The organism is Streptomyces yongxingensis (assembly GCF_055597465.1).
Genome location: NZ_CM145717.1, coordinates 8,577,995 through 8,597,496, shown reverse-complemented (window position 1 = coordinate 8,597,496; position 19,502 = coordinate 8,577,995). Strand labels below are relative to the sequence as shown.

15 protein-coding genes are annotated in these 19,502 nt (G+C 69.0%); 4 read left to right on the top strand and 11 right to left on the bottom strand.

What is annotated here, in order from left to right; all coding sequences use genetic code 11:
- Positions 1–50: 50 nt before the first annotated feature.
- The 4 genes from prcB to arc all read right to left on the bottom strand — a co-directional run bounded on the left by prcB (position 51) and on the right by arc (position 4,897).
- Positions 51–896, bottom strand: coding sequence for a proteasome subunit beta (gene prcB / locus ACZ6TD_RS36915; protein ID WP_471345069.1), 846 nt, complete (start codon positions 894–896; stop codon positions 51–53).
- Positions 897–1,005: 109 nt separating this feature from the next.
- Complete coding sequence (locus ACZ6TD_RS36910) at positions 1,006–1,224, bottom strand: ubiquitin-like protein Pup (RefSeq protein WP_020872584.1); 219 nt, start codon at positions 1,222–1,224, stop codon at positions 1,006–1,008.
- A 135-nt stretch (positions 1,225–1,359) separates the two neighbouring features.
- Entirely contained in the window at positions 1,360–2,871 is a 1,512-nt protein-coding gene (gene dop, locus ACZ6TD_RS36905) for a depupylase/deamidase Dop (protein WP_471345067.1), read from the bottom strand.
- A gap of 259 nt (positions 2,872–3,130) precedes the next feature.
- Positions 3,131–4,897, bottom strand: coding sequence for a proteasome ATPase (arc, locus tag ACZ6TD_RS36900; protein WP_137977258.1), 1,767 nt, complete (start codon positions 4,895–4,897; stop codon positions 3,131–3,133).
- A 257-nt stretch (positions 4,898–5,154) separates the two neighbouring features.
- Here arc and ACZ6TD_RS36895 point away from each other — a divergent pair, with 257 nt between their 5' ends.
- On the top strand, positions 5,155–5,445 hold the full coding sequence (locus tag ACZ6TD_RS36895) for a ferredoxin (RefSeq protein ID WP_471345065.1): 291 nt from the start codon (positions 5,155–5,157) through the stop codon (positions 5,443–5,445).
- Positions 5,446–5,463: 18 nt separating this feature from the next.
- Here ACZ6TD_RS36895 and ACZ6TD_RS36890 read toward each other — a convergent pair whose 3' ends face one another.
- The 3 genes from ACZ6TD_RS36890 to ACZ6TD_RS36880 all read right to left on the bottom strand — a co-directional run bounded on the left by ACZ6TD_RS36890 (position 5,464) and on the right by ACZ6TD_RS36880 (position 8,546).
- Positions 5,464–6,051, bottom strand: coding sequence for a hypothetical protein (locus ACZ6TD_RS36890; protein ID WP_471345063.1), 588 nt, complete (start codon positions 6,049–6,051; stop codon positions 5,464–5,466).
- 175 nt (positions 6,052–6,226) lie between these two features.
- Positions 6,227–7,246, bottom strand: a complete 1,020-nt coding sequence (locus ACZ6TD_RS36885) for a tRNA (adenine-N1)-methyltransferase (protein ID WP_471345062.1) — start codon at positions 7,244–7,246, stop codon at positions 6,227–6,229.
- A 49-nt stretch (positions 7,247–7,295) separates the two neighbouring features.
- Entirely contained in the window at positions 7,296–8,546 is a 1,251-nt protein-coding gene (locus tag ACZ6TD_RS36880) for a site-2 protease family protein (protein WP_471345060.1), read from the bottom strand.
- 129 nt (positions 8,547–8,675) lie between these two features.
- Here ACZ6TD_RS36880 and ACZ6TD_RS36875 point away from each other — a divergent pair, with 129 nt between their 5' ends.
- Positions 8,676–9,551 (top strand): RecB family exonuclease, encoded by an 876-nt coding sequence (locus ACZ6TD_RS36875; protein ID WP_471345058.1) that lies wholly within the window; start codon positions 8,676–8,678, stop codon positions 9,549–9,551.
- Between the two features lie 80 nt (positions 9,552–9,631).
- Positions 9,632–10,303 carry a response regulator gene (locus tag ACZ6TD_RS36870; protein ID WP_009719179.1) on the top strand — a complete coding sequence of 224 codons (672 nt, stop codon included), beginning with the start codon at positions 9,632–9,634 and terminating at the stop codon, positions 10,301–10,303.
- Positions 10,304–10,368: 65 nt separating this feature from the next.
- Here the strand turns inward: ACZ6TD_RS36870 and ACZ6TD_RS36865 are convergent, their stop codons facing one another.
- The 4 genes from ACZ6TD_RS36865 to metH form a co-directional block, all read right to left on the bottom strand.
- Complete coding sequence (locus ACZ6TD_RS36865; RefSeq protein WP_471345057.1) at positions 10,369–11,964, bottom strand: ABC transporter substrate-binding protein; 1,596 nt, start codon at positions 11,962–11,964, stop codon at positions 10,369–10,371.
- A 52-nt stretch (positions 11,965–12,016) separates the two neighbouring features.
- The gene (locus tag ACZ6TD_RS36860; protein WP_471345056.1) at positions 12,017–13,615 is read right to left on the bottom strand and encodes an ABC transporter substrate-binding protein; all 1,599 of its coding nucleotides are present in this window, start codon (positions 13,613–13,615) and stop codon (positions 12,017–12,019) included.
- Between the two features lie 338 nt (positions 13,616–13,953).
- On the bottom strand, positions 13,954–14,655 hold the full coding sequence (locus tag ACZ6TD_RS36855) for an HAD family hydrolase (RefSeq protein ID WP_471345054.1): 702 nt from the start codon (positions 14,653–14,655) through the stop codon (positions 13,954–13,956).
- Positions 14,656–14,814: 159 nt separating this feature from the next.
- Positions 14,815–18,321 carry a methionine synthase gene (metH, locus tag ACZ6TD_RS36850; RefSeq protein ID WP_471345053.1) on the bottom strand — a complete coding sequence of 1,169 codons (3,507 nt, stop codon included), beginning with the start codon at positions 18,319–18,321 and terminating at the stop codon, positions 14,815–14,817.
- Between the two features lie 238 nt (positions 18,322–18,559).
- Here metH and ACZ6TD_RS36845 point away from each other — a divergent pair, with 238 nt between their 5' ends.
- Positions 18,560–19,324, top strand: coding sequence for an IclR family transcriptional regulator (locus ACZ6TD_RS36845; RefSeq protein ID WP_471345051.1), 765 nt, complete (start codon positions 18,560–18,562; stop codon positions 19,322–19,324).
- Positions 19,325–19,502 lie beyond the last annotated feature (178 nt).

The following is a 19,502-nucleotide window of genomic DNA, read 5'->3' as shown; positions in this document are numbered from 1 at the left end:
TGTCCGTCCCTTCTGTCATCGGCGAATGCATTCCGGTTGGACCGTCCTGATCAGAGCAGGGCGGCGCGGGGGCCGTCCGGCTCTTCGAGGCGCCGCTCATGGATGGCGCGGGCCAGTTCGGACACCTCGTCCTCGCTGAACCGCTTGAAACCGTCCTCGGTGAGGGAGGTGATGATCGGATAAATGCGGCGGGCGAGATCCGGCCCTCCGGTGGCCGAATCGTCGTCGGCTGCGTCATAGAGCGCCTGGAGCACGGTCGTGGCGGCCTGCTCCTCGGTCGCATCCTCGCGATAGAGCTTCTTGAGCGCGCCCCGGGCGAACATCGAGCCCGAGCCGGTGGCGGCGAAGCCGCGCTCCTCCGAACGCCCCCCGGTCACGTCGTAGGAGAAGATGCGGCCCTTCTCCCGGTCGACGTCCCACCCCGCGAAGAGCGGGACCACGGCAAGGCCCTGCATCGCCATGCCGAGGTTGCCGCGGATCATGGTCGACAGCCTGTTCGCCTTGCCCTCGAGCGAGAGCACGGTGCCCTCGACCTTCTCGAAGTGCTCCAGCTCGAGCTGGAAGAGCTTCACCATCTCCACCGCGATACCGGCGGTCCCCGCGATCCCGACCGCCGAGAACTCATCGGCGGGGAAGACCTTCTCGATGTCCCGCTGCGCGATGACATTGCCCATGGTGGCGCGGCGGTCACCGGCGAGCACCACGCCGCCGGAGAAGGTCACCGCCACGATGGTGGTGCCGTGGGGGGCCTCGATGGCGCCCTGCACCGCGGGCAGCGGACGGTTCCCCGGAAGCAGCTCGGGCGAGTGCTCGCCCAGGAAGTCCATGAACGACGAGGAGCCGGGCGTCAGGAAGGCAGCCGGCAGACGCCCTGTGCTACGAGTGTTGGCTTCCACACGTTTCCTTCCACCAGATCTTGAAATGATGCACGGACCATACCCCTGGCCATGGAAGTCATCCGTCCTGCGTCCCCTTCGCGGGGACGCAGGACGGAGAAGACGCGCTTTACTGCCCGCCCTTCTGGACGAAAGACCTCACGAAGTCCTCCGCGTTCTCCTCGAGCACGTCGTCGATCTCGTCCAGCACGGAGTCGACGTCGTCCGAGAGCTTCTCCTGCCGCTCCTTGAGGTCGTCCGCGGCCTGTGCGTCCTGCGTCTGCTCCTCGACCTCTTCGGTCGAGCGCGACGCCTTCTGCTGACCGCCGCCGGTGTCCTTGGTCGCCATTTCCCTCACCCCGCTCGGTTCGCCCGCTGATTCGATCGGTCTCAAGATCAGACCCTACAAGCAGGGTCCGACATCGGCCTCCCACTCGCTACAACGCACGGAGGCCACCTCGATGATTCCCGGCCCAAGGGCATTTCAGCCTCCGGACAGCACCCGGACCAGGTCCTCGGCCGTGCGGCAGCGGTCCAGCAACTCCTTGACGTGGTTGCGGGTGCCGCGCAGGGGCTCCAGGGTGGGGACCCGTTGCAGAGAGTCACGACCCGGCAGGTCGAAGATCACCGAGTCCCAGGAGGCCGCGGCCACGTCGTCCGCGTACTGCTCCAGGCAGCGGCCGCGGAAATAGGCGCGGGTGTCCTCCGGGGGCTTGTTCTGGGCGCGTGCGATGTCCTGGTCGTCCAGCAGCCGCTTCATCTTGCCGCGGGCCACCAGCCGGTTGTACAGGCCCTTGTCGGGGCGCACGTCGGCGTACTGGAGGTCCACCAGGTGGAGCCGGGCCGCGTCCCACTCCAGGGCGTCGCGGCGGCGGTAGCCCTCGAGCAGCTCCCGCTTGGCGATCCAGTCCAGCTCGCCGGACAGGCTCATGGGGTCGCGCTCCAGCCGGTTCAGCACGTCCTCCCAGCGGGTCAGGACGTCCCGGGTCTGCTCGTCGGCGTCCGCGCCGTAGCGGTCCTCGACGTATTTGCGGGCGAGCTCGAAGTACTCCATCTGGAGCTGCACCGCGGTGAGCGTACGGCCGCTGCGCAGCGTGACGAGACGGCGCAGGGTCGGGTCGTGCGAGACCTGGTGCAGGGTGCGCACCGGCTGGTCCACCGCGAGGTCCACGGCGATGAAGCCGTCCTCGATCATCGACAGCACCAGGGCGGTGGTGCCCAGCTTGAGGTACGTCGACAGCTCGGAGAGGTTGGCGTCGCCGATGATCACGTGGAGCCGGCGGTACTTCTCGGCGTCGGCGTGCGGCTCGTCCCGGGTGTTGATGATCGGGCGCTTGAGCGTGGTCTCCAGGCCGACCTCGACCTCGAAGTAGTCCGCCCGCTGGCTGATCTGGAAGCCGTGTTCATGGCCGTCCTGGCCGATGCCGACGCGGCCCGCGCCCGTGACGACCTGGCGGGAGACGAAGAAGGGCGTCAGGTGGCGCACGATGTCCGAGAAGGCGGTCTCCCGCTTCATCAGGTAGTTCTCGTGCGTGCCGTAGGAGGCGCCCTTGTTGTCGGTGTTGTTCTTGTAGAGGTGGATGGGCTGGCCGCCGGGCAGCTCGGCGGCGCGCAGCGCGGCCTCGGCCATGACGCGCTCACCCGCCTTGTCCCAGAGCACCGCGTCCCGGGGGTTGGTGACCTCGGGGGCGGAGTACTCGGGGTGGGCGTGGTCCACATAGAGCCGCGCGCCATTGGTGAGGATCACATTGGCCAGGCCGATGTCCTCGTCCGTGAGCTGGCTGGCGTCGGCGGACTCGCGTGCGAGGTCGAATCCGCGGGCGTCCCGCAGCGGGTTCTCCTCCTCGAAGTCCCAGCGGGCGCGGCGCGCCCGGTGCATCGCCGCCGCGTAGGCGTTGACGACCTGGGATGAGGTGAGCATGGCATTGGCGTTCGGGTGCCCCGGGACGGAGATCCCGTACTCCGTCTCGATTCCCATCACGCGCCGTACGGTCATGCGGCCCTCCTTGCCCGGCGCCGCCCCCGGCTGGGATCGGCGCTCAAGTACCGCTGCGCTCCCGGTCCATCCGCGGGCCCCGATCCCCCGTGCCGCGATACTGCGGTACCGAAGAGCCTAGAACGGCCAAGCGGTGCTGCGGAGATCATTTCAGTCATTGCTCCGGTCGGGCTCGTAGGACTCATACGAAGAATGCGGTCCGAAAAGCGCATCCGGCTGCGGATGCCCCGTCCAGGACATCCGCAGCCGGACCGCGGTGTTACAGGTACTGACCGGTGTTCGCCACCGTGTCGATGGAGCGTCCGGTGTCCGCGCCCTGCTTACCGGTGACCAGGGTGCGGATGTAGACGATCCGCTCGCCCTTCTTACCGGAGATCCGGGCCCAGTCGTCCGGGTTCGTGGTGTTGGGCAGGTCCTCGTTCTCCTTGAACTCGTCCACGCAGGCGGCGAGCAGATGGGAGACGCGAAGGCCCTTCTGGTTGTGGTCCAGGAAGTCCTTGATCGCCATCTTCTTAGCGCGGTCCACAATGTTCTGGATCATGGCGCCGGAGTTGAAGTCCTTGAAGTAGAGGACTTCCTTGTCGCCATTGGCGTAGGTGACCTCCAGGAAGCGGTTCTCCTCGGACTCGGTGTACATCTGCTCGACCACCGACTGGATCATCCCGCCGATCGCGGCCTTCGGCGACCCGCCGTGCTCGGAGAGGTCGTCCGTGTGGATGGGCAGGGACTCCGTCAGGTACTTCGAGAAGATGTCCTTGGCGGCCTCGGCGTCCGGACGCTCGATCTTGATCTTCACATCGAGGCGGCCGGGGCGCAGGATCGCCGGGTCGATCATGTCCTCGCGGTTGGAGGCACCGATGACGATCACGTTCTCCAGGCCCTCCACACCGTCGATCTCGGAGAGCAGCTGGGGGACGATGGTGTTCTCCACGTCCGAGCTGACCCCGGAGCCACGGGTGCGGAAGAGGGAGTCCATCTCGTCGAAGAAGACGATGACGGGCGTGCCCTCGCTGGCCTTCTCCCGAGCCCGCTGGAAGACCAGCCGGATGTGCCGCTCCGTCTCGCCGACGTACTTGTTGAGCAGCTCGGGGCCCTTGATGTTGAGGAAGAAGCTCTTCCCCGCGGGCTTGCCGGTCACCTCGGCGACCTTCTTGGCAAGGGAGTTGGCCACGGCCTTGGCGATCAGCGTCTTGCCGCAGCCGGGCGGGCCGTACAGGAGCACACCCTTGGGCGGCCGCAGTTCGTGCTCCTTGAAGAGGTCGGGGTAGAGATACGGGAGCTCGACCGCGTCGCGGATCAGCTCGATCTGGTTTCCCAGACCGCCGATCTTGTTGTAGTCGATGTCCGGCACCTCTTCGAGGACGAGCTCCTCGACCTCGCTCTTCGGTACCACCTCGTAGACATAGCCGGACCGGGGCTCGAGCAGCAGGGCGTCACCGGGCCGGATGGTGGTGCTCAGCAGCGGCTCCGCCAGCCGCACCACCCGCTCCTCGTCGGTGTGCCCGATCACCAGGGCGCGCTCGCCGTCCTCAAGGACCTCCTTGAGGGTGACGATGTCCCCGGCGCGCTCGAACTCCATGGCCTCGACCACATTGAGCGCCTCGTTGAGCATGACCTCCTGGCCGCGCTTGAGGTCGTCGAGCTCGACGCTTGGGCTGACATTCACCCGGAGTTTACGGCCCCCGGTAAAGATGTCGGCCGTACCGTCCTCGTTCGCCTGCAGAAAGGCTCCGAAACCGGCCGGCGGCTGTGCGAGCCGGTCGACCTCCTCCTTGAGGGCCACGATCTGGTCGCGGGCCTCACGGAGTGTGTTCGCGAGCCGCTCGTTCTGTGCGGAGACTCCCGCCAGATTGGTCTGCAGCTCGACGATCCGCTCTTCGAGAATCCTCGTATGACGCGGAGAGTCGGCGAGCTTGCGGCGCAGGACGGCGATTTCCTGCTCGAGATAGGCAACCTGGCCGGCAGGGTCGTCAGACCCCCGCCCCGGCCGGATGCCGCGGTTGATGTCGTCGTCGTGGGCTGCCACGGTCCTCACCTCCTCCAAGGGGAGCTGGACGCTTCCTGACCCTACCTGGGCCGGTGCGGGTTGAAACCCCTAGATCACAAACCCGGTCGGCGTGTGTCCGATCTTCACCCTTGCGCACTCCCTCACGCCAGGTGAATACCCACCCAACAACATCGGAAAGCGAGCGGTTGTATCGTCGACACGGTCAACACCCGTCAGGGTTGGCGATATTTAGACAATGTTGAATCGCGTATCGAAGGAACAGCAGGGGGCACACCGTGCGGAACGAGGAACTCGGCGATCTTGAGGTCTGGATCGACCAGGATCTGTGCACCGGGGACGGCATCTGCGCCCAGTACGCTCCCGAGGTCTTCGAACTCGACATCGACGGTCTAGCCTACGTCAAGAGCGCCGACGATGAGCTGCTGCAGGAGAAGGGCGCGACCACCCCGGTGCCCCTGGCCCTGCTGACCGAGGTCAGGGATTCCGCCAAGGAGTGCCCCGGCGACTGCATCCATGTACGCCGCGTCACGGACCGGGTCGAGCTCTACGGACCCGACGCGGAGTGACACACCGCGCGTAACCGCTCACACACTCCCCGGGACCGGCAGCGCCTTCAGTACGAACTTTCCGTCCCGCCACCGCCAGTTGACCTTGCGCTGCAGATCCGGACAGCACCGCGGGACCTTGGCCGACGAGTATCCCAGCAACGTGGCCGAAACCTTCTTTCCGCGCACCGCGAAATCGCTGATGCTCATCCCTTCCTTCGGATCCACGAAGGTGGCCACCACGCGGGGCGCGGCGCCCGCGTGGTCGGCCGGCTGGGAGAGCACATAGACGCCGCTGGGCGGGGTACCGAAAGCGGTCGGGCAGCGCACCACGGCGACGGTCTCCGGCCGCCCGTCCCCGTCCAGGTCCGCCGAGCCCCGGTCGATGACGTCGGGCCGGGCCCGTCCGCAGTCCATCGGATATTCCGCGGCGCGGGGGTCGGGGGCCTTGGCCGCCGGGAGCGCCCCGGTGCCCGGTGCGGAGGCGGCGGTGGACGTGGTGGCCTTGGCGTCCGAGGGCTGGAAGAACGACCCTCCGGCGATGACGGCGGCCACGGCGGCCGCGGTCGCCACCCAGTGCACCGGACGGGGGTGGGTGTGCGCGAGATCCTGGCCCAGAGGCTGCACGCGGGATGACTCCATGTGAGGGGCTGAGGCGGGAGATGACCCGCATCGTGCCACATCTCACAGGGGCGCGGCCACCGCCCTCACACGGGGAATTCGGTGGCCGCGCCGAGCCGTTGTGGCGCCGGTTTCCGTCGGACGGGCCTCAGGTGGCCATCGGACGGGTCCCGGACGGCCGTCAGGCGTCGCCGGAGGGGGCGTCCTGGCCGCCGGAGGGGCGCCTGTCGCCTCCTGAGGCGTCCGTGGCACCGGCGTCCTTGGCGGAGCCGGTGTCCTTGGCGGTGCCACCGTCCTTGGCCGTGCCGGTGTCCTTGGCCGTGCCCCAGCCCACGTAGTCCTCGCCGTAGGCACCCTTGGCGGGCCTGCGGCGGCGCATCGGGGGCTCCACACCGTCCGCGAGCCGGCGGGCGGTGAGCAGGAAGCCGGTGTGGCCGATCATGCGGTGGTCGGGCCGTACCGCCAGGCCCTCCACGTGCCAGGTGCGCACCATGGTCTCCCAGGCGGACGGCTCGTTGAAGGTGCCGTGCTCGCGGATGGCCTCCACGGTGCGGGCGAGCTGGGTGGTGGTGGCGACGTACGCGCACAGGATGCCGCCGGGGACGAGCGCCTTGGACACCGGCTCCAGGCACTCCCAGGGCGCGAGCATGTCCAGGATCACGCGGTCCACGTCGGTGTCGCTGAGGTTGTCCTGGAGGTCGCCGACGGTGAGCCGCCAGGCGGGGTGCGGGGCGCCGAAGTAGCGCTCGACGTTCTGGGCGGCGATCTCGGCGAAGTCGGCCCGGCGCTCGTAGGAGTGCAGCATGCCCTGGTCGCCGATGGCCCGCAGCAGGAAGGTGGAGAGCGAGCCGGAGCCGACGCCCGCCTCGACGACACGTGCGCCGGGGAAGATATCGGCCATCGCCAGGATCTGCCCCGCGTCCTTGGGGTAGACCACGGCGGCGCCGCGTGGCATGGACAGGACATAGTCGGGGAGCAGGGGGCGCAGCGCGAGATACGCGACGTTTCCCGTGGTGCGCACGACGGTTCCCTCGGGGGCACCGATCAGCTCGTCATGGGGGAAGGATCCCTTGTGGGTGTGGAAGTTCTTCCCGGACTCGAGCGTGAAGGTGTAGTGGCGTCCCTTGGGGTCGGTGAGCTGGACCTGGTCCCCGACCTGGAAGGGCCCGCGACGGCGGGCGGCACCGGTCGGTTCGGACATGTGAACAGCCTACCGGGCACTTCGCCGTGCCCGGACCACGCCCGGGGCCTCAGGAGGGGCCCGAGGGGGTCCTGGCCATGGCCGCCACGAAGGCGCGCTCGACGTCGGCCGTGGAGAGCACCCCGTAGATCTCGCCGGTCTCCTCGACCACCAGGTACTCGGTGGCGGGGGTGGCCCGCAGGGTGTCCAGCAGTTCCTCGCCGGTGAGCTCGGCGGAGACCCGCATGCCGTCCTTGAGGTCCTGGGCGAGACCGCTGACCGCGACCCAGGGGCGGCGGTGCTCGGGGATCCCCACGATGGCCGACTCGCGCACCACGGCGGTCGGGGAGCCGTGGCCGTCCACCACGACCAGGGCCCGGGCCCCCGCCTCGTTCGCCCGGCGCAGCGCCTCGGAGAGCGGGGTGTCGGCCGCCACGGGGACGGCGCGCCGGGTGAGCGTACGGGCGCGCAGGTCCGGCAGCCGCTCCCGCAGCCGGGCCATCCGCAGGCTGTTGCCCGCGCCGGTCCAGATGATCGCGGCGAGTATGGCGGCCAGCAGCGCGTCGGTGAGCGAGTCGACGCTGCCGAAGCTCTTGGGCTCCTCGCCGAGCCCGCCCGCCTGGGTGAGCAGCGGCAGTCCGACGAGCACCGCGACGGCGAGCGCGCGGCCGCTCCAGGCGGCGGCGACGGTTCCGGTCATGGGCCGGCCGCTGAGCTTCCAGACGACGGCGCGCAGCATCCGCCCGCCGTCCAGCGGCAGCCCGGGCAGCAGGTTGAACACGGCCACGATCAGGTTGGAGATCATCAGCCCGGCGAGCAGCACCCCGGGCACGGTGCCGGGCTCCACGACCATCATGCCGAGGTAGAACACGCCCGCCAGGACCAGGGAGAGCAGCGGGCCGACGAAGGCGAGCACGAACTCCCGGCCGGGGGTCTCGGTCTCCTTCTCGATCTCCGAGACCCCGCCGAAGAACTGGAGCTGGATCCGGCGCACCGGCAGCTTGAAGCGGAGCGCGGCCACGGTGTGGGCGAGCTCGTGCACCAGCACCGAGGCGTAGAAGGCCACCGCGAAGAAGAGCGAGACCAGATAGCGGGCGGCGCCGAGATCGGGCAGCACCCGGTCGAGCTGGCCGCCGAAGACCCAGGTGATGAGGGCGGCGACCAGGAACCAGCTCGGCGAGACGTACACGGGCACGCCGAAGGGCCGGCCCATGAGAAAGCCGCCGCCCACGTCGCGTGGGCGCGGCTGCTTGCCGCCCTCGGGCTCGGTCGCGCGGTCCGATTCCCCGTTGTCGGACTGCCGCTGCCCGCTGTTGTCCACGGTGTCCCCTCGTCGGATGCTCGGTCGCACCCTTCTTTTTGATACGGTCCCCACGATCATGCAGTGCCGGGGGCTCGAACGTCGATGGTATGCGTCCGGCTGTCGGTGGCGGGTCGTAGGGTCTTCGCCATGGGAACCACCACCGGGAAGGCCGAACCCTCCGACGGGCCACCGAAGTCCGGCCCCGCCGCCTCGTTGTCACCCTCACGGGCGGCCGACTTCATGCGGTGCCCGTTGCTGTACCGCTTCCGAGTGATCGACAAACTGCCGGAGAAGCCCAGCGCGGCGGCCACCCGCGGCACGGTGGTCCACGCGGTGCTGGAGCGGCTCTTCGACGCCCCGGCCGCCGACCGCACCGCGCCGCGGGCCCGGGCGATGGTGCCGGGCGAGTGGGAGCGGCTGCTGGCGGCCAAGCCGGAGCTGGCGGAGCTGTTCCAGGAGGAGGACGGCGCTCCGGCGCCGGACCGGCTGGCCGAGTGGCTGACGGGCGCCCAGACGCTGGTGGAGCAGTGGTTCTCGCTGGAGGATCCGACCCGTCTGGAGCCCGCGGAGCGCGAGCTGTTCGTGGAGACAGAGCTCGAGTCCGGGCTGACGCTCCGTGGAATCATCGACCGGATCGACATCGCTCCCACCGGTGATGTGCGGATCGTGGACTACAAGACCGGCAAGGCCCCCGCGCCGCAGTACGCGGGCGAGGCCCTGTTCCAGATGAAGTTCTACGCCCTGGTGCTGTGGCGGTTGCGCGGGGTGATCCCGCGGCGGCTCCAGCTCGTCTACCTGGGCAGCGGCGATGTGCTGACGTACGACCCGGAGGAGCGGGATCTGCGGGCCGTGGAGCGCAAGGTGCTGGCCCTGTGGGAGGCGATCCGGCTGGCCACGGAGACCGGTGCGTTCGTGCCCCGGCAGACGAGGCTCTGCGGCTGGTGCGATCACCAGGCACACTGTCCGGAATTCGGGGGTACGCCGCCGCCGTATCCGCTGGCGGTGGTGCCTGTGCAGAATTGAGGCAGCCGCGTAGCGCCCCCTGAGGGTGGTGGTGGGTGACGGGCGGGCAGAATGGACGCGGTCTAGGAGAAGGAGTTCCCGTGGCGATCCGCGTCCTACTGGTCGATGATCAACCGCTGCTGCGCACTGGCTTCCGGATGATCCTGGAGGCGGAGCAGGACCTGGCGGTCGTCGGTGAGGCCGGGGACGGTCTGCAGGCCCTCGATCAGGTGCGGGCACTCCAGCCCGATGTGGTCCTGATGGACATCCGGATGCCGCGGATGGATGGCGTGGAGGCGACCCGTCAGATCACCGGTCCGGGGCGGGACGGCCCGGCCAAGGTGCTGGTGCTGACCACCTTCGACCTGGACGAGTACGTGGTGGAGGCGCTGCGCGCCGGAGCCAGTGGCTTCCTGCTGAAGGACGCGCCCGCCACCGAGCTGGTGCAGGCCATCCGCGTGGTGGCGGCGGGCGAGGCGATGCTGGCGCCCAGCATCACCCGCAGGCTGCTGGACAAGTACGCCGGGCATCTGCCGTCGGGCGAGGAGCCGGTGCCGGACACCCTGCACACGCTGACCGAGCGCGAGGTCGAGGTGCTGAAGCTGGTGGCCCGGGGGCTGTCCAACGCGGAGATCGCCGCCGATCTGTTCGTCAGCGAGACCACGGTCAAGACACATGTGGGCCATGTGCTGACCAAGCTGGGGCTGCGCGACCGGGTGCAGGCCGCCGTCTACGCCTACGAGAGCGGGCTGGTCCGCCCCGGCGCGCAGTAGGCGTCGCCGGGGCGGCTCGGGCGGGACGACGACCGGCCGACCGGCCGGTCGTCCCCGTCGGTCCGTCAGCCGTCGGACGACTTGCCGATCTCCCAGAAGCGGAAGACCGTCGAGGCGTCGAGGGTCCACTGCAGCCCGGTGATGTCGTCCTGGGCCACCGCGTACTGCTTGCCCTGCCACAGCGGGAGCATCGGCAGCTCGTCGGCGATGATGTCCTGGATCCGCTGGAAGTCGCCGACCGTGGCCTCACGGCTGGGCTGCTCGGCGGTGGCGGGGATGAGCTGCGCGGTCAGCCGCGGCGAGGTGTAGTGGTTGGCCAGGACGTTGCCGGCGCCGAAGAACGGGGCGACGAAGTTGTCCGGGTCCGGGTAGTCGGGCACCCAGCCCTTCACATAGACGCCGTACTTCCCGCCGGCGACGCCCTTCTCGTACGTGGCGACGTCCGCGCTCTTCACATCGACGTCGAACAGCCCGCTGGCGTTGAGCTGCTCGGCGATCCGGCGCAGGCCCGGGACGGTGCCGGGGCCGTAGCGGATCGGGGTGCCCCACAGGGTCAGCTTGACCTTGCCGTTGATCCCCTCGTCCCGCAGCGCCTGCTTGGCCTTCTCGGGCTGCGGGCGGTCGCCGTACTTGTCGTAGAAGGCGGTGTTGTGGCCGGTGATACCGGCCGGGACCACCGAGTACAGCGGCTCGGCGGTGCGCTTGTAGACGTCCCGCACCAGGGTGGAGCGGTCGATGAGGTACGCCATGGCCTTGCGCACCCCGAGCTTGCCCGCCACCGGGTCCTTCATGTTGAAGACCAGGTGCTGGACCTCGGCGCCGGTGCCCTCGACCACGTTCAGGCTCTTGCCGCCGCCGAGGCTCTGCGCCTGGAGGTCGGCGAGGTCGCGCATGGCCAGCCCGCGGTAGGCGAGGTCCACATCGCCCTTCTGCACGGCGGACTTCAGCCGCGCCTGCTCGCCGTGGAAGAACTTCAGGGTCAGCCCGGAGTTCTTCGGCTTGGCGGGCCCCCGGTAGCCGCCGTTGACGGAGAAGTCCGCCTCCTTCTTGGTGAAGGAGTCCAGCTTGTAGACGCCGGAGCCGACCGCCTTGTGGTCCGTGCGCAGCTTGTCGGCGGGGTACTCCTGGTGGTCGACGATGGACCCGGCACCGGAGGCGATCTTCTGCGGGAAGGTCGCGTCGGAGTCCTTCAGATGGAAGACGACGGTCCGCTTGTCCGGGGTGTCGATGCTCCCGATGGAGGTGAGCATCAGCGCCGGGCCGTTCGGGTCATTGATCCGCTTGGTGCGCTCGAAGGAGTACTTGACGTCCTCGGAGGTGAGCGGATGGCCGTTGGTGAACGTCAGGTCGTTCCTCAGCGTGCACGAGTAGACCCGGCTGGTGTTGTCCTTGAAGGAGCACTTCTCCGCCGCCTCCGGCTGCGGGGTGGTGCTGCCCTTCGGGAAGCTCAGCAGCGACTGGAAGACGTTGTTGAACAGCAGCCAGGAGCCGGGGTCGTAGCCGGACGCCGGGTCGGTGGCGAGCACCTCGTCCGACATCCCCATGACCACGTGCTCGCCGGTGCCCGCCGCGTCCCCGTCCTCACTGCCGCAGCCGGTGAGCAGGGCGGCGGCCAGTCCCGCCCCGAGGGGAGCTGCCAGCCACTGATCACGTTTCCTCAACGGTATTCCTCACACACTCGTCATCTTCGTGTCCGACCCCCGTACGTCGTTCTCAGTCGCCCTTACCGAGCTCCCACAGCTGGAGCATGGTCGAGGAGTCGAAGGCGTACTCGGCGCCCGTCACGTTCCCGCGGGCGGCCACGTACGTGTTGCCCTGCCACAGCGGAAGGTAGGGCACATCGCTGGCGACGGTGTTCTGGATGGACTGGTAGTCCTTGTCGGCGAGGCTGCGCTGGGCCTCCTGCCGGGTCTTGGGGATCAGCTCGTCCTGGATGGTGCGGTTGCGGTAGGGCGAGTTGAGGAAGTTGTCCTTGGTGAGGAAGGGCGCGGTGTAGCTGTCGGGGTCCGGGAAGTCGGGGAGCCATCCCATCCCGGAGGCGGAGAACTCGCGCTTGACGAGCGCGGGGCGGAAGTCCCGCCACGGGTAACCCTTGATCGTGACGGAGAACAGTCCGCTGCCGTTGAGCTGCTTGCGCAGCTCCTTGAACTCCCCGGCCGTCTCCGGGCCGTAGTGGTCGGTGGTGTAGGTCAGCGTCAGCTTCACCGGGGTGCTGATGCCCGCGTCGCGCAGCACGCGCCGGGCCTCGTCGGGATCCGGGTCGCCGTACTCGTTGTGGAAGGAGTTGATGTGCGAGGAGATGCTGGTGGGGATCATCGAGTAGAGGGGCTCGGCGGTCCGCTTGTACACGTCGCGCACCAGCGCCTGGCGGTCCACGAGATGGGCGATGGCCTGCCGGACCGCCTTGTTCTTCACCACCGGGTCGGAGGTGTTGAAGACCAGGTAGCGGATGCCCTGGCCGGAGGACTCGAAGAGGCGGACGCCCTTGACCTCGCCCTTGTTGAGCTTGTCGATCTGCTCGGGCGAGAAGCCGCGGTGGACCACGTCGATGTCGCCCTTGACCAGCGCCTTCTCCATGGCCGACGCGGAGTCGTAGAACCGCATCTCCGCCTTGGCGGCCTTCGGCTCGACATCGCCCTTGTAGTGGGAGTTCTTGGTGAAGACGACCTTCGTCAGCCGGTTGTCGCGCACCTCGGTCTTGGCGCTGTACGGGCCCGAGCCCGTCATCTCGAAGCCGTTGCGCAGCGCGTCGGGCTTGTAGACCTCGCTGTCCAGGATCGCGGCGGCCGGGGTGGTGAGCTTCGACGGGAAGGTCGCGTCCGGCTGCGAGAGATGGATGACGATCTCGCGATCGCTGGGAGTTTCGATCTTGTCCACATTGGACAGCAAGGACTTGGTGCCGTTGGGGTCGTCGATGCGCAGCACCCGCTCGAGGGAGAACTTGACGTCCTTCGAGGTGAGGTCGTGGCCGTTGGAGAACTTCAGCCCGCTGCGCAGGGTGCAGCGGTACTGCTCGCTCTGTCTGTCCTGGAAGCCGCATTTCTCGGCCGCGTCGGGTATCGGCTCGGTTCCCGAGCGGGGCAGCCGCATCAGCGTCTGGAAGGTGTTGTGCAGCACGCTCCAGGACGCGAAGTCGTAGGCCAGGGCGGGGTCCAGCGGCGCGGGCGCCGCCTTCGACGCCTCTATGCGGTCCGTGCTGCCCAGGACGAGCGTCTTGCCGTCCGAGCCCGAGCCGTCGGTACCACCGCACGCGGCGAGCGCGGAGATCAGGAGGCCGGCCACGGCCGGCAGCACCAGCGACTTGCGCGTCATTGTCGGGAGTCTCCCTGCCATCGATCAACTACTCGCGACGAGATTAGTCCGCGGCGCCAGTGATACTCGGACACAACGAAGTTGAGGCGATATCACGCCCCGATAACGAGCGATCATCGACCGATATCCGGACGCGGCCGCGATTCGTACGCCATGCCATCAATCCGGACACAAGGGCTCACCCAAAACGCACCAGACGGGACGCGCGACAGCCAACCATCGCACTCGACCACGGCATATGCAGTGATAAACATCACGTTCCGCTGTCGCCAACGGAACGTGAAAAATCCGCCCGCGCTATTCAGTTTGCAATTTACAGGAATACGCTCGGTGCGCGATCAGTGCACCGCCGTGACCAGAGTGCGCAGAAAATCGAGATCGACTTCTTCGAGTGAGCCGATGACCGTACGCCCCGTCGCGGGCTCGATCGGCACCACGGACGGCACCGCGAGCACCCGGCACCCGGCCGCCTCCGCGGCCCGTACGCCCGTGTCGGTGTCCTCGATGACCACGCACCGCCCCGGCTCGGCGGCCAGCCCGGCCGCGGCGAACAGATAGGGGTCCGGATGCGGCTTGGTCCGCTCGATCTCGTCGCCCGCGACCGTCAGGGCGAAGTGCTCCGGGCCGAGCGAGCGCAGGACGCGGTCCATCACCCGCCGGTGGGAGGCGGAGACCAGGGCGGTGGGGATGGAGTGCGCGGCCAGCTCGGTGAGCAGCCGGCGGGCGCCGGGCAGCATCGGCACACTGCCGTCGATCAGCTCGGTGAAGCGGCTGTTGAGCAGGCCGGTGAGCTCGGCGAGGGCGATCTCGGCGCCGGTGGCCTCGATCAGGAACTGGGCGCTGCGCGACATCGGGCCGCCCACCACGACCTGGCGGTACTCCTCGGCGAGGGCGTGCCCGAGCTCGGCGAAGATGGAGACCTCCGCGTCCCACCAGATGCCCTCGGTGTCGACCAGGGTGCCGTCCATGTCGAGCAGAACGGCTTGCAGAGCCGAGCCTTCGGCCGTACGGGTGTCGACGGCGGGGATGCTGCTGGTCATCCAAACACCTCCGGATAAGGGGCACGAAGGCCGGCCCCCTTCCGCTGACGGGAAGGCGACCGGCCTCTACCGGATCGACCAGTCTACGTCGCGCCGTGCCGACGCGCCCGGTGAGCGCCCAAGGCGGTCACAGGAGGCCGCCCGAGGGCTACCCCGCGTCTACCGCGCGTTGAAGTACTTCGCCTCCGGGTGGTGGATCACGATGGCGTCCGTGGACTGCTCGGGGTGGAGCTGGAACTCCTCCGAGAGCTTCACCCCGATCCGCTCGGGCCCCAGCAGGTCGGCGATCTTCGCGCGGTCCTCCAGGTCGGGGCAGGCGCCGTAGCCCAGTGAGAAGCGCGCGCCGCGGTACCTCAGCGCGAACATGTCCTCCATCTCGCTCGAGTCCTCACCGGAGAAGCCCAGCTCGGCGCGGACCCGGGCGTGCCAGTACTCGGCCAGCGCCTCCGCGAGCTGGACGGACAGGCCGTGCAGCTCCAGGTAGTCGCGGTAGGAGTCGGCGGCGAACAGTTCGGCGGTGGCCTCGCCGATCTTCGAGCCGACGGTCACCACCTGGAGCCCGACGACATCGGTCTCGCCGGACTCCTCGGGCCGGAAGAAGTCGGCCAGGCACAGCCGGCGGCCGCGGCGCTGGCGCGGGAAGGTGAAGCGGGTCCGCTCGCTGCCGTCCTCGTTCAGCAGGACCAGGTCGTCGCCCTTGGAGACGCAGGGGAAGTAGCCGTAGACGACGGCCGCCTCCAGCAGGTTCTCGGTGTGCAGCCGGTCCAGCCAGCCGCGCAGCCGGGGCCGCCCCTCGCTCTCCACCAGTTCCTCGTAGCCGGGCCCCTCGCCGGTGCGGGCCTGCTTGAGCCCCCACTGGCCCTTGAACAGCGCCCCCTCGTCCAGCCAGGAGGCGTAGTCGGCCTGCTGGATGCCCTTGACCACGCGGGTGCCCCAGAAGGGCGGGGAGGGCACGGGGTTGTCGGTGGCCACGTCGGAGCGCGCCGGGCCCTCCTCCGGCTCCGGCTCGCGCACCTGGGCCGCGCGCTGGGGGACGCGGCGCTGCCGGAGCTCGGGGAGCGTGGCGCCGGGCACACCGCGCTTGACGGCGATCAGGGCGTCCATGAGCCGCAGCCCCTCGAAGGCGTCGCGGGCGTAGCGCACCTCGCCCTCGTAGATCTCGTGCAGATCCTGCTCGACATAGGCCCGGGTGAGCGCGGCGCCGCCGAGGATGACGGGGAACCGGGCGGCCAGTTTGCGCTGGTTGAGCTCCTCCAGGTTCTCCTTCATGATCACCGTGGACTTCACCAGCAGCCCGGACATGCCGATCACATCGGCGCCGTGCTCCTCGGCGGCCTCCAGGATCGCGGAGACCGGCTGCTTGATGCCCAGGTTGACCACGTTGTAGCCGTTGTTGGACAGGATGATGTCCACGAGGTTCTTACCGATGTCATGGACGTCGCCGCGGACGGTGGCGAGCACGATGGTGCCCTTGCCCTCGTCGTCCGACTTCTCCATGTGCGGCTCCAGGTGGGCGACCGCGGTCTTCATGACCTCGGCGGACTGGAGGACGAACGGCAGCTGCATCTGGCCGGAGCCGAACAGCTCGCCGACCACCTTCATGCCGTCCAGCAGCGTCTCGTTGACGATGTCGAGGGCGGGGCGCTCCTGGAGGGCCTCGTCGAGGTCGGCCTCCAGACCGTTGCGCTCGCCGTCGATGATGCGGCGCTTGAGACGCTCCTCCAGGGGCAGCGCGGCCAGTTCCTCGGCCTTGCCCGCCTTGAGGGACTTGGCGGTGGCGCCCTCGAAGAGGCCCATCAGCTTCTGGAGCGGGTCATAGCCCTCGGCGCGGCGGTCGTAGATCAGGTCCAGGGCGGTCTGGACCTGCTCCTCCTCGAACCGCGCGATCGGCAGGATCTTGGAGGCGTGCACGATCGCCGAGTCCAGGCCCGCCTTGACGCATTCGTCGAGGAAGACGGAGTTGAGCACGATACGGGCGGCCGGGTTGAGGCCGAAGGAGATGTTGGACAGGCCCAGCGTGGTCTGGACGTCCGGGTGGCGCCGCTTGAGCTCGCGGATCGCCTCGATGGTGGCGATGCCGTCCTTACGGGACTCCTCCTGACCGGTGCAGATGGTGAAGGTCAGGGTGTCGATGAGGATGTCCGACTCGTGGATGCCGTAGTTGCCGGTCAGGTCGGCGATCAGCCGCTCGGCGATCTCGACCTTCTTCTCCGGCGTACGGGCCTGGCCCTCCTCGTCGATGGTCAGCGCGATCAGGGCGGCGCCGTGCTCCTGAGCCAGTCGGGTGACCTTGGCGAACCGCGACTCGGGGCCGTCCCCGTCCTCGTAGTTGACGGAGTTGATGACCGCGCGTCCGCCGAGCTTCTCCAGCCCGGCCCGGATGACGTCGACCTCGGTGGAGTCCAGGACGATGGGGAGGGTGGAGGCGGTGGCGAACCGCCCGGCCAGCTCCTCCATGTCCGCGACGCCGTCCCGGCCGACGTAGTCCACGCACAGGTCGAGCAGATGGGCGCCCTCGCGGATCTGTTCGCGGGCCATCTCCACGCAGTCGTCCCAGCGGCCCTCCAGCATGGCCTCGCGGAACTTCTTGGAGCCGTTGGCGTTGGTGCGCTCACCGATCGCCAGGTACGAGGTGTCCTGGCGGAACGGCACGGTCTGGTAGAGCGAGGCGGCGCCGGGCTCGGGGCGCGGGGTGCGCTCGGTGGGGGTCAGCTCGCGGACCCGCTCCACGACCTGGCGCAGATGCTCGGGCGTGGTGCCGCAGCAGCCGCCGACCAGGGAGAGCCCGTACTCGCGGACGAAGGTCTCCTGAGCGTCGGCCAGCTCGCCGGGGGTGAGGGGGTAGTGGGCGCCGTCCTTGCCCAGCACCGGGAGGCCGGCGTTGGGCATGCAGGACAGCGGGATCCGGGAGTGGCGGGCGAGGTGGCGCAGGTGCTCGCTCATCTCGGCGGGGCCGGTGGCGCAGTTGAGGCCGATCATGTCGATGCCGAGCGGCTCGAGGGCGGTGAGCGCCGCGCCGATCTCCGAGCCGAGCAGCATGGTGCCGGTGGTCTCGACGGTGACCGAGCAGATCACCGGGAGGTCGGCACCGGTGGCGTCGAGGGCGCGGCGGGCGCCGATGATCGCGGCCTTGGTCTGCAGCAGGTCCTGGGTGGTCTCCACCAGGAGGGCGTCCGCGCCGCCGGCGATCATGCCTTCGGCGTTGGCCTGGTAGGCGTCGCGGAGGGTGGTGTAGGGGGCGTGGCCGAGGGTGGGCAGCTTGGTGCCGGGGCCCATGGAGCCGAGCACCCAGCGCTGGCGTCCGTCGGCGGCGAACTCGTCGGCGACCTCGCGGGCGATCCGGGCGCCGGCCTCGGAGAGCTCGTGGACGCGGTGGGGGATGTCGTACTCGCCGAGCGCCGCGTGGTTGGCGCCGAAGGTGTTGGTCTCGACGCAGTCCACGCCGACGGCGTAGTACGCCTCGTGGACCGCCCGGACGATGTCCGGGCGGGTGATGTTGAGGATCTCGTTGCAGCCCTCGAGCTGCTGGAAGTCGTCGAGACTGGGCTCCTGCGCCTGGAGCATCGTCCCCATCGCGCCGTCGGCGACCACCACGCGGGTGGCCAGCGCTTCGCGGAGCGCGGCGGCTCGGGCGGCGGATGTGGGCGATGGCGTATGAGAGGCCATGGATGTGCTCCCTGGAGTGCGACGGCTGTCGGCTTTGCGCCCTCCCCTGGGGACGGCGCACCTCGCCAGGGTAGCTGCCAGTGGTCATTTCACGATGGTCGTTCCATCAGCCGGGATGAATATGGCCGATCGGCCCCCGGCGGGTCCATTGATCGCCGACACACGGCCGCCAGGTACCACCCAGTCGACATGGACCGATAGTGTTCAGCATTGTCGAACCGCAGTCAGGAGGTTGGCGATGGCCCGGAACATCCAGTCGTTGGAGCGCGCCGCCGCGATGCTACGCCTGCTCGCCGGTGGTGAGCGACGTCTGGGACTGTCCGACATCGCCTCTACCCTGGGGCTGGCCAAGGGCACCGCGCACGGCATATTGCGCACCCTCCAGCAGGAGGGCTTCGTGGAGCAGGACGAGGCGTCCGGCCGCTATCAGCTCGGCGCGGAGCTGCTGCGCCTGGGCAACAGCTATCTGGACGTGCACGAGCTGCGCGCCCGCGCCCTGGTGTGGACCGACGACCTGGCCCGCTCCAGCGGCGAGAGCGTGTACCTGGGCGTGCTGCACCAACAGGGCGTGCTGATCGTCCACCATGTCTTCCGGCCGGACGACAGCCGCCAGGTTCTGGAGGTCGGCGCGATGCACCCACTGCACTCCACGGCCCTGGGCAAGGTGCTCTCCGCCTATGACCCGGTCGCGCACAGCGAGGTGGCCGAGGTCGACCGTAAGGCGTTCACGCCCCGCACGGTGACCGGGGAGCGCGAGTTCGAGGGCGTGCTGGACCTGACCCGGGCGCGCGGCTGGGGCTGCGACGTGGAGGAGACCTGGGAGGGCGTGGCGTCCGTCGCGGCGCCCATCCACGACCGGCGCCGGCTGCCCGTGGGCGCCGTGGGGATAACGGGCGCGGTCGAGCGGGTGTGCGAGAACGGGGAGCTGCGCTCGGAGCTCGTGGCCGCCGTACGGGACTGTGCGCGCGCCGTCTCCCGGGACCTGGGCGCCCTGCGTTTCTGAATCGTGCCACCGCGTGCCGATCTGCCCCCATATCCCCGCATGACCTGCTTCATCACGGTTTCACATACGAGCGATTTTTCCTTCACACGACCCTTGACGGGGTCTTCAGCGTGAAGAAAACTGCCGTTCATCGGTCGGCATTGTCGAACACCTGACGACAATATTCGCTATGGTGGAC